This is a genomic window from Kitasatospora griseola (assembly GCF_014648555.1).
Taxonomy (GTDB): Bacteria; Actinomycetota; Actinomycetes; order Streptomycetales; family Streptomycetaceae; genus Kitasatospora; species Kitasatospora griseola.
In genome coordinates, this window is sequence record NZ_BMRI01000042.1 from 301 (window position 1) to 9,273 (window position 8,973).

Sequence of the window (8,973 nt, forward strand, 5' to 3'; positions counted from 1 at the left end):
ACGAGGAACCGCGCTGGAGGGTCGGTGGTCCAGACCACTCGGGGCGGTGCAGACAACCCAACCTTTACTCGGATCGTCCGGCACGTTCCTGCCGGTGAAGGAGCGAAGCAGCATGGCTTCTGTGACGTACGACAAGGCCACCCGCGTCTACCCGGGTGCCGACAAGCCGTCGGTCGACGCGCTCGACCTGGAGATCGGCGACGGCGAGTTCCTCGTCCTGGTCGGCCCCTCCGGCTGTGGCAAGTCCACCTCCCTGCGCATGCTGGCCGGCCTGGAGGACGTGAACCAGGGCGCCATCCGCATCGGCGACCGCGACGTGACCCACCTGCCGCCGAAGGACCGGGACATCGCGATGGTGTTCCAGAACTACGCGCTGTACCCGCACATGACCGTCGCCGAGAACATGGGCTTCGCCCTGAAGATCGCCGGCGTGAACAAGGCGGACATCCGCACCAAGGTCGAAGAGGCCGCCAAGATCCTCGACCTGACCGAGTACCTGGACCGCAAGCCGAAGGCGCTCTCCGGCGGTCAGCGCCAGCGTGTCGCGATGGGCCGTGCGATCGTCCGCCAGCCGCAGGTCTTCCTGATGGACGAGCCGCTGTCGAACCTGGACGCCAAGCTCCGTGTCTCGACCCGCACCCAGATCGCCGGCCTGCAGCGCCGCCTGGGCATCACCACGGTCTACGTCACCCACGACCAGACCGAGGCCATGACCATGGGCGACCGCGTCGCGGTGCTCGACAAGGGCGTGCTCCAGCAGGTCGACGCCCCGCGTGCCATGTACGACCGGCCCGCCAACCTGTTCGTGGCCGGCTTCATCGGCTCCCCCGCGATGAACCTGGTCGAGGTTCCGCTGGTGGACGGCGGCGTCAAGTTCGGCGGCTCGGTGATCAACATCGACCGCGAGGACCTGTCGAAGGCCGGCGACGCCAAGAACGTCGTGGTGGGCATCCGCCCCGAGCACTTCCAGATCGTCCCGGCCGGCGGCCTGGAGGGCGTCGCGGTCACCGTCAACGTGGTCGAGGAGCTCGGCGCGGACGGCTTCGTCTACGGCACCACCCAGGTGTCGGGCCAGGACAAGGACATCGTGGTCCGCGTGCACAGCCGGGAGATCCCGCAGCGCGGCGAGACCATCCACGTCGTCCCGGTCGGCAACGAGACCCACGTCTTCGCCACCACCGGCGCGCGCCTCAGCCGCTGACGGCCGACGCGCGTCACTGACGAGCACACGGAACCCCCTGCCCGCGGCGGTCGGCAGGGGGTTCCGCCGTTCCCGGACCCTCGCGTCAACCTCATGGCGGAACAAAACAGGACACTGGTCACTCGTTGGTGTAACGCGGCGCGCCTGTTCCGCCACGCACCGCTACTCTCCTGTGCGTGAAACAGCTCGTTCGCCGAATCGGCCAGACCGTTGCCCTCACCCTGCCGGTGATCCTGGTGACCACCGGCACCCTCGCCGTCACCCGCGTCCCATGGGCCCCGCCAACGGCGCTGGACCAGCAGGTGGTCGCGGCGTCCAGTGGGGACGGCTCCATCGGCCGGACCTCCACCTCCCCCAATACCCAGGGCCTGGCCGCGCAGGAAGCGCTCCGGGTCGACCTGATGGAGGAGCTCAAGAACCACAACCCGGGCACCGCGCTCGACCTCCTGGAGCGCACCATGCGGGAGAAGCCCTCCCTCACCCCGTACTGCAGCACCCTGGCCGGCGAGCTCGGCCGCGCCGCGGTGAAGAAGTACCAGGGCGACGTCCAGCGCGCCCGCTCCTTCGCTCGCCCGGTCTGTGACGGCTCCTTCGCTGCGGGAGTGGTCGGGTAGGAGCAGCACGGCCCGACAGGGGCGCGGAGAACTGCGCGAGGCGGAAGGCACCCGTCGGCGAGATCGCGACGCAGGACACTGACCTGCACTTGATCGCGACCTTGCGGACGGGCCTTGCGCTTGTCGCGCAGTTCCCCGCGCTCCTCCTTTTTTGCGCACCCTCGCTCTCGCCCCCACGCATCTCAACACACAGCCCCTCACGCAGCTCGACACACGGCGAAGGGCCCCTCCCGGGAGAGTTCCCGGAAGGGGCCCTGCCGCTGTGCCGAGGGCCCGTCAGACCCCGCCGCCCGCGGCGGTCGGCCGCAGGCCGAGTTCCAGCAGTGGCGGCCCACTGCCGAGCAGCCCGCCGATCACCCCGTGCGAGGGCTGGGAGCGGGGGGTGCTGGGCGTGCCGGTGCCGCCGGTGGAGCCGGTGCCGGCACCCGTCCCGGAGCCGCTTCCGGAACCGGCCCCGTTGCCCGTCCCGGCGTGCGGGGACGAGGTGGAGGAGCCGCCGCCGGTGGTGCTGGCGCTGGGCTTGGGCTTGGTCCCGTTGCTGCGGCTCGGCGAGGGCGTGGCCTTGCTCGGGGACGGTGACGGCGTCGGCGAGGGCGTGGCCGGGGCGGGCGAGGGGCCGTTGCTCGGCCACACCGGGGAGCCGTAGTCCGTCGGCGGGTGCACCGGTGCGGTGCGGCCGGTGCGGACCGCGGCGCCCAGCAGCGAGCCGGTGAGCAGGGTCAGGCCGACCACCACGGCGGTCACGACCGAGCGGCGGCGCAGCATCCGCCGCCGGACGGCGGCGGGTTCGGCGGGTCCGTGACGGCGGAAGGCCTCCAGGGCGATCCGCCCGTCCAGTGAGGCGAACGGGGCGCCGGCGATCAGCAGCGGGCTCCAGGCCGCGAGGAAGATCAGGTCGGGGGTGTCGTAGGCCGGCACCGCCTTCCAGCTGACGGTGAACAGCAGGGCCGCGGACAGTGCCATCGCCGCGCCGGAGGCGAGTCGCTGCCACAGGCCCAGGATGGACAGCACGCCGATGACGATCTCCGCGAAGGCGACCGCGAGGCCCGCCCCGACCGGGTGGGCCATGGCGAAGTCCAGCAGCGGCTGGGCGACCTTCCAGGGGTGCAGCGAGGACAGCCAGCGCATCATCGAGCCGCGTTCGCCGCCGTCGAAGTAGACGGGGTCGCACAGCTTGCTGAAGCCCGCGTACACCGACAGCGAGCCGAGCAGCACCCGCAGCGGCAGCAGGACCAGACCGAGGTCGACCCGGCGGCCGGGGTACCAGGCGTGCCTGGAGCCCTCGCCGAGCGACGGCACCTCGGGCAGCTCGCCCTCGGGGTGCCAGCTCTGCCCGCCGACCCGCACGGAGTCGTCCAGCAGTTCGGCGATGCCCACCCGCGAGGTCTCGTCCGAGCCGAAGCCCGAGCCCGTGCCGGAGCCTGCACCCGAGCCGGGGCCCGAGCCGTACTGCCGGGGGACGGCCTGAAGTTGCTGGGTGTCCTGCTCGGCGAAGGCCTTCGCCGGGGCGGGCACGGTGTTCAGCCGGACGGCTTCGAGGAGCTGGGTGGCGGCGGTGTCGCCGGGGCCGGCCTGGCCGCTCCAGGTGACCACCCGGGTCTTGCGGCGGGGTGCGGCGCCGGTGACCGAGGCGGCGGCGATCCCGGCCAGTGCGGGCACCGCGGCCTTCGCGGGCACCACGACCTGCGGGGTGACCAGCGGACGGGCGCCGTGCTGCAGGCCGTACGGGTCGCCGAAGGCGGCGCCGGCCGGGGGGTCGATCAATGCGGTCACCGGGCCGGAGAGCCTGACCCGGAAACTGGCCTGGGTGCTGCTGAGCTTCGCCGGGTCGGACGGAACCCGGACCGTGTTGAGGCCCGGGCCGTCGTCTATCGCCGCGGGGCGCTGCCCGAAACGCCGAGGTGTTCTGGTGTCCACACCCCTCTAACCGGGTGACGGGCCCGGAGGACACTCTCCCGGGTGCATCCCGGGCGAGGATTTGAAGCGATCATGAGAAATCCGATCGGGCTCGACCGAACCCGACCGGATGACTCACGAAAATGACGCACCGAGCAGCTCGATGTCACGCACAGTAACAGTCGACTTAGCGCTTGGTGCCCCCACGTCCGACACCGGACGCCCGGCTCCGGCGCCTAGCGCTTGGCACGCATCCGCGCGGCCTCGTACAGCACGATGCCGGCGGCGACACCGGCGTTCAGCGACTCGGTCTGACCGGGCATCGGGATCCGCACCCGCAGGTCGCAGGTCTCCGACACCAGGCGGGACAGGCCCTTGCCCTCGGAGCCGGCCACGATCACCACGGGGCCGGTCAGCGCGTCCAGGTCGCCGATCTCGGCCTCGCCGTCGGCGGCCAGGCCGACCACCATCAGGCCGGCCTTCTGGTAGGCCTCCAGCGCACGGGTCAGGTTGGTGGCACGGGCCACGGGCAGCCGGGCCGCGGCGCCGGAGGAGGTCTTCCAGGCGCCGGCGGTCATACCGGCCGCGCGGCGCTCGGGGATGACCACGCCGTGCGCGCCGAAGGCGGCGGCGGACCGGACCACGGCGCCCAGGTTGCGGGAGTCGGTGACGCCGTCCAGCGCCATGATCAGCGCGTCCTGCCCGGTGTTGGCGGCCTCGTCCAGCAGGTCGTCCGGGTGCGCGTACTCGTACGGCGGGACCTGGAGCACCAGGCCCTGGTGGTTCAGGCCGCCGGTCATCTGGTCCAGCTGCGGGCGCGGGGCCTCCATCAGCGGGATGCCGCGCTCGTTGGCGGCCTGGAAGGCGTCGCGGACGCGGTCGTCGGTGTCGATGAACTGCTGCACGTACAGCGCGGTCGCGGGCACGCCGCCCTGCAGCGCCTCGACCACCGAGTTGCGGCCCACCACCAGCTCGGCCGCGCCCGCGCCGCCGCGGCCGCTGCGCGGACCGCCCGACCGGCGCATGCCGGCGCGGGACTTGGCGTCGCGCTCGCGCTTCAGCGCCGCGTTGGCGGCACGCTGCTTGGGGTGTCCCTTGCGCTCCGCGCCGGGCGGCGTCGGGCCCTTGCCCTGCAGTGCCTTCCGGCTGTGGCCGCCGGTACCGACACTCGCGCCCTTCTTCGATCCGGGGTTGCGGCGGTTCCTGCGCTGGCTGTTGCCGGCCATGGCTGTACTTCCTGTCTCTGCGTCTGCTTCGTGCGTGGGGGCCGCACCCATACAAAGGGTACGGCCCCCACGCGCCCCGAGGGGCTACTGGTTGATCGTCCAGCGCGGGCCGGACGGGGTGTCCTCGATCGCCAGCCCGGCGTGGCCGAGCTGGTCGCGGATGGCGTCCGCGGTGGCGAAGTCCTTGCGGGCGCGGGCCGCCTGGCGCTGTTCCAGGACCAGCGCGACCAGCGCGTCGACGACGCCGGTGAGCTCCTCGCCCTGGCTGCCGCCGCCGACCCAGAAGTCGTCCAGCGGGTCGAGGCCGAGCACGCCGAGCATCGCCCGGACCTCGCCGAGGCGGGCCGCGGTGGACTCCTTGTCGTCCGCGCCGAGCGCGCTGTTGCCCTGCCGGACGGCGGTGTGCACCACGGCCAGCGCCTGCGGCACGCCCAGGTCGTCGTCCATCGCCTCGGCGAAGGCCAGCGGCACCTCGGGCGCGGCGTCGACCATGCCGCAGCGCTCGACGGCGCGCTCGATGAAGCCCTCGATCCGCTGGAACGCGGTCTCGGCGTCGCGCAGCGACTCCTCGCTGTACTCGATCATCGAGCGGTAGTGCGGGCCGGCCAGGTAGTAGCGCAGCACGATCGGCCGCCAGCGCTGCACCATCTCGGAGACCAGCACCGAGTTGCCCAGCGACTTGGACATCTTCTCGCCGCTCATGGTGACCCAGGCGTTGTGCACCCAGAAGTTGGCGAAGTCGTCGCCGTACGCCCGGGACTGGGCGATCTCGTTCTCGTGGTGCGGGAAGATCAGGTCCAGCCCGCCGCCGTGGATGTCGAACGAGGTGCCCAGGTACTTGTGCACCATCGCCGAGCACTCCAGGTGCCAGCCGGGGCGGCCGCGGCCCCAGGGCGTCTCCCAGCTCGGCTCGCCGGGCTTGGCGGCCTTCCACATCGCGAAGTCGCGCGGGTCGCGCTTGCCGGTCTCGTTGTCGCCGGAGGGCTGCCGCAGGTTCTCCAACTCCTGGTTGGAGAGCGCCAGGTAGTCCGGGTAGGTGGTGACCGCGAAGTACACGTTGCCGTCGGCCTCGTACGCGTGGCCGCGCTCGATCAGGCCGCGCATCATCTCGATCATCTCCGGCACGTGGCCGGTGGCACGCGGCTCCGCGCTCGGCGGCAGGCAGCCGAGGGCGTCGTAACCCTCGTTGAACGCCCGCTCGTTGGCGTGCGCGATCTTCCACCACTCGGTGGACTGCTCGCGCCCCTTGGCGATCACCTTGTCGTCGATGTCGGTGACGTTGCGGACGAAGGTGACCTCGTAGCCGCGGTAGCGGAACCACCGCTGCATCACGTCGAAGTTGAGTCCCGACCTGATGTGCCCGATGTGCGGGGGCGCCTGCACGGTTGCACCGCACAGGTAGATCGAGACACAGCCCGGCACCAGCGGGACGAAGTCGCGTACCTGGCGGGTCATGGTGTCGTACAGGCGAAGGCTCACAGCGTCCAGAGTAGTGGGCGGCGGGGGGTGCCCCGCCACCTTCCAGCCACTTGGCGCGCCATGCTCAGAAGTTGGCGACCACCTTGCGCGGACTGAGCCTCACCACCACCCGCACCGCGTCCGGCCCGTCCCACGCGTAGTCCTGGCCGCGGTACTTGCGGGACAGCTCGTCGATCAGCTCCCGGCCGCCCTCGGTGGTCATGGTGACCTCGCCGCGCGCCTCGAAGTACTGGTACGGGCTGTCCGCCGGGTTGATCAGCACGCTGACCCGCGGATCCCGCACCAGGTTCAGGTGCTTGCGCCGCCCCTGCACGGTGGAGAACAGGATGTCGTCGCCGTCCCGCCGCACCCACACCACCGAGGACTGCGGACTGCCGTCCGGCTGCACGGTGGAGACCACCGCGAAGCTCTTCGTGTCCAGCAGCTTCTTCACGTTGTCGTCGAGCTCGACGCCCACGATTCCTCCCGCACCAGAGAGATGACTGTCCGTCATCCCAGGCTAGGCGGCGGGCCGTTCGTAGACCAGCGCCGTCGCGATCGCGGCGAGTCCCTCGGCCCGGCCGGTCAGGCCCAGGCCGTCGGTGGTGGTGCCGGAGACCGACACCGGCGCGCCGACCGCCGCCGACAGCGCGGCCTGGGCCTCGGCCCGGCGCTTGCCGATCTTCGGGCGGACGCCGATCACCTGGATCGCCACGTTGCCGATCTCGAACCCGGCCTCCCGCACCAGCCGGGCGGCCTCGCCGAGCAGCGCCACGCCGGCCGCGCCCGCCCACTCGGGGCGGTCGGTGCCGAAGTGCGCGCCCAGGTCGCCGATCCCGGCGGCGGAGAACAGCGCGTCGCAGGCGGCGTGCGCGGCCACGTCGGCGTCCGAGTGCCCGGCCAGTCCGGTCTCGCCCGGCCAGTCCAGCCCGGCCACCCGCAGCGGCCGGCCGGCCTCGAAGGCGTGCACGTCGGTGCCGATGCCGATCCGAGGCAGGATCGGGGCGGTGTGCTCAGTAGGCATCGGTGGCCCTCCGACGGGCGAGTACGGCCTCGGCGAGCACGAGGTCCAGCGGACGGGTGACCTTGAACGCCTCCTCGTGGCCGGGCACCACGACGACCCGGCCGCCGAAGCGCTCGATCAGCCCGGCGTCGTCGGTCACCTCGACGCCCTCGGCGACGGCCTTCCCGTGCGCCGCGACCAGACCGGCCAGATCGAAGCCCTGCGGGGTCTGCACGGCGCGCAGCGTGGAGCGGTCGGGCGTGTCCAGCACCGGCTCGGGGCCGGACGGCTGCGGCTCGACCCGCTTGACGGTGTCGGCCAGCGGCACCGCCGGCACCACCGCCTCGGCGCCGGCCCGGACGGCGGCGGCCACCGTGTCCACCACCTCGACGGGCACCAGCGGGCGGGCCGCGTCGTGCACCAGCACCACCCGGGTGCCGGCCGGGATCGCGGCCAGCCCGAGCCGCACCGACTCCTGCCGGCTGGCGCCGCCGGGCACCACCCGGACGTCCTTGCCGTCCAGGCCGTGGCTGTCCAGCAGCGCGACGACCTCCGCCACGCCGTCCGGCGGCGCGCACACCACCACCAGGCCGACCGCCCGGCTGCGGGCCAGCGCCCGGACCGCGTGCACCAGCAGCGGGACGCCGCCGAGTTCGCGCAGCGCCTTGGGGGCGCCGGGGCCGAGTCGCTCACCGCGTCCGGCGGCCGGGACGACCGCTGCCGCGAGCTGTGCTGAGGCGTTCAGGTTTGGCTCCTTGGTCGCGATGGGTATGGCCGTGCCGAACGCGGATTCGCGAGCGGCAGGCCCCCTTCCTGACTGCACGTTAGTGGAACCGCGCCGCCCCTTCCGTCACCGCTTCACCGTGCCACTCGACTTCCGGGCATGGCGAAGCGCCCGAGGCGCCCTTTCGGGTACCCTCGGGCGCTGCGTCGAGCCGAGTTCGAGGCTGCCCTCGAAGCTGTCGTCAGGGCCTCTGCCTCAGGAGGCGAGGACCTCGTCGAGCAGCGTCTCGGCCTTGTCCTCGTTGGTGTTCTCGGCGAGCGCGAGCTCGCTGACCAGGATCTGGCGCGCCTTGGCGAGCATCCGCTTCTCGCCGGCCGACAGGCCGCGCTCACGCTCGCGGCGCCACAGGTCGCGGACCACCTCGGCGACCTTGATCACGTCGCCGGACGCGAGCTTCTCCAGGTTCGCCTTGTAGCGGCGCGACCAGTTGGTGGGTTCTTCGGTGTAGGGCGCGCGAAGCACCTCGAAAACGCGGTCCAGGCCTTCCTGGCCCACCACGTCGCGGACACCGACGAACTCGGCGTTCTCCGCGGGGACGCGGAGCGTCAGATCTCCCTGCTGCACCTTCAGCACCAGGTAGGTCTTGTCCACACCCTTGATCTGGCGAGTTTCGATGGCCTCGATCAGCGCAGCCCCGTGATGGGGGTAGACCACCGTGTCGCCAACCTTGAACGTCATGTGACAGGACCCCTTCCGTGGCTTTCCAGAATAACACGCTTTTCGGCTGACCCGAAGGGCGTTTTCGCAGGTCAGGGCGGGTTCCAGGGCTTGACAACCACCCCCGTCGCGTG

General features: G+C 72.0%; 9 protein-coding genes. 2 read left to right on the forward strand and 7 right to left on the reverse strand.

The window, feature by feature from the left end:
• Nucleotides 1–112 precede the first annotated feature (112 nt).
• Nucleotides 113–1,201: an ABC transporter ATP-binding protein gene (locus tag IEZ12_RS32640; protein ID WP_043914913.1), complete on the forward strand. Its 1,089-nt coding sequence runs from the start codon at nucleotides 113–115 to the stop codon at nucleotides 1,199–1,201.
• A 176-nt stretch (nucleotides 1,202–1,377) separates the two neighbouring features.
• Nucleotides 1,378–1,815, forward strand: coding sequence for a hypothetical protein (locus tag IEZ12_RS32645; protein ID WP_189277324.1), 438 nt, complete (start codon nucleotides 1,378–1,380; stop codon nucleotides 1,813–1,815).
• Nucleotides 1,816–2,091: 276 nt separating this feature from the next.
• On the opposite strand, the gene IEZ12_RS40240 is transcribed toward IEZ12_RS32645, so the two are convergent.
• The 7 genes from IEZ12_RS40240 to IEZ12_RS32680 all read right to left on the reverse strand — a co-directional run bounded on the left by IEZ12_RS40240 (nucleotide 2,092) and on the right by IEZ12_RS32680 (nucleotide 8,860).
• Nucleotides 2,092–3,588 carry a DoxX family membrane protein gene (locus tag IEZ12_RS40240; protein ID WP_268250291.1) on the reverse strand — a complete coding sequence of 499 codons (1,497 nt, stop codon included), beginning with the start codon at nucleotides 3,586–3,588 and terminating at the stop codon, nucleotides 2,092–2,094.
• Nucleotides 3,589–3,947: 359 nt separating this feature from the next.
• Nucleotides 3,948–4,937, reverse strand: a complete 990-nt coding sequence (gene rlmB / locus IEZ12_RS32655) for a 23S rRNA (guanosine(2251)-2'-O)-methyltransferase RlmB (protein WP_043914915.1) — start codon at nucleotides 4,935–4,937, stop codon at nucleotides 3,948–3,950.
• A gap of 84 nt (nucleotides 4,938–5,021) precedes the next feature.
• On the reverse strand, nucleotides 5,022–6,416 hold the full coding sequence (gene cysS, locus IEZ12_RS32660; protein WP_189277328.1) for a cysteine--tRNA ligase: 1,395 nt from the start codon (nucleotides 6,414–6,416) through the stop codon (nucleotides 5,022–5,024).
• 64 nt (nucleotides 6,417–6,480) lie between these two features.
• Nucleotides 6,481–6,873 (reverse strand): PPOX class F420-dependent oxidoreductase, encoded by a 393-nt coding sequence (locus IEZ12_RS32665; RefSeq protein WP_100588277.1) that lies wholly within the window; start codon nucleotides 6,871–6,873, stop codon nucleotides 6,481–6,483.
• A gap of 42 nt (nucleotides 6,874–6,915) precedes the next feature.
• Nucleotides 6,916–7,419, reverse strand: coding sequence for a 2-C-methyl-D-erythritol 2,4-cyclodiphosphate synthase (ispF, locus tag IEZ12_RS32670; protein WP_043914918.1), 504 nt, complete (start codon nucleotides 7,417–7,419; stop codon nucleotides 6,916–6,918).
• Nucleotides 7,409–8,170 carry a 2-C-methyl-D-erythritol 4-phosphate cytidylyltransferase gene (ispD, locus tag IEZ12_RS32675; protein ID WP_373295554.1) on the reverse strand — a complete coding sequence of 254 codons (762 nt, stop codon included), beginning with the start codon at nucleotides 8,168–8,170 and terminating at the stop codon, nucleotides 7,409–7,411. The genes ispF and ispD overlap by 11 nt, the downstream gene beginning before the upstream one ends.
• A 207-nt stretch (nucleotides 8,171–8,377) precedes the next feature.
• Nucleotides 8,378–8,860: a CarD family transcriptional regulator gene (locus tag IEZ12_RS32680; protein ID WP_014136563.1), complete on the reverse strand. Its 483-nt coding sequence runs from the start codon at nucleotides 8,858–8,860 to the stop codon at nucleotides 8,378–8,380.
• Nucleotides 8,861–8,973: the final 113 nt, after the last annotated feature.

What these genes read in the sequence shown, in the direction of transcription:
- IEZ12_RS32640 (WP_043914913.1), top strand. Translation starts at nt 113, where the DNA reads ATGGCTTCTGTGACGTACGACAAGGCCACCCGCGTCTACCCGGGTGCC.
- rlmB (WP_043914915.1), bottom strand. Translation starts at nt 4,937, where the DNA reads ATGGCCGGCAACAGCCAGCGCAGGAACCGCCGCAACCCCGGATCGAAG.
- ispF (WP_043914918.1), bottom strand. Translation starts at nt 7,419, where the DNA reads ATGCCTACTGAGCACACCGCCCCGATCCTGCCTCGGATCGGCATCGGC.
- IEZ12_RS32680 (WP_014136563.1), bottom strand. Translation starts at nt 8,860, where the DNA reads ATGACGTTCAAGGTTGGCGACACGGTGGTCTACCCCCATCACGGGGCT.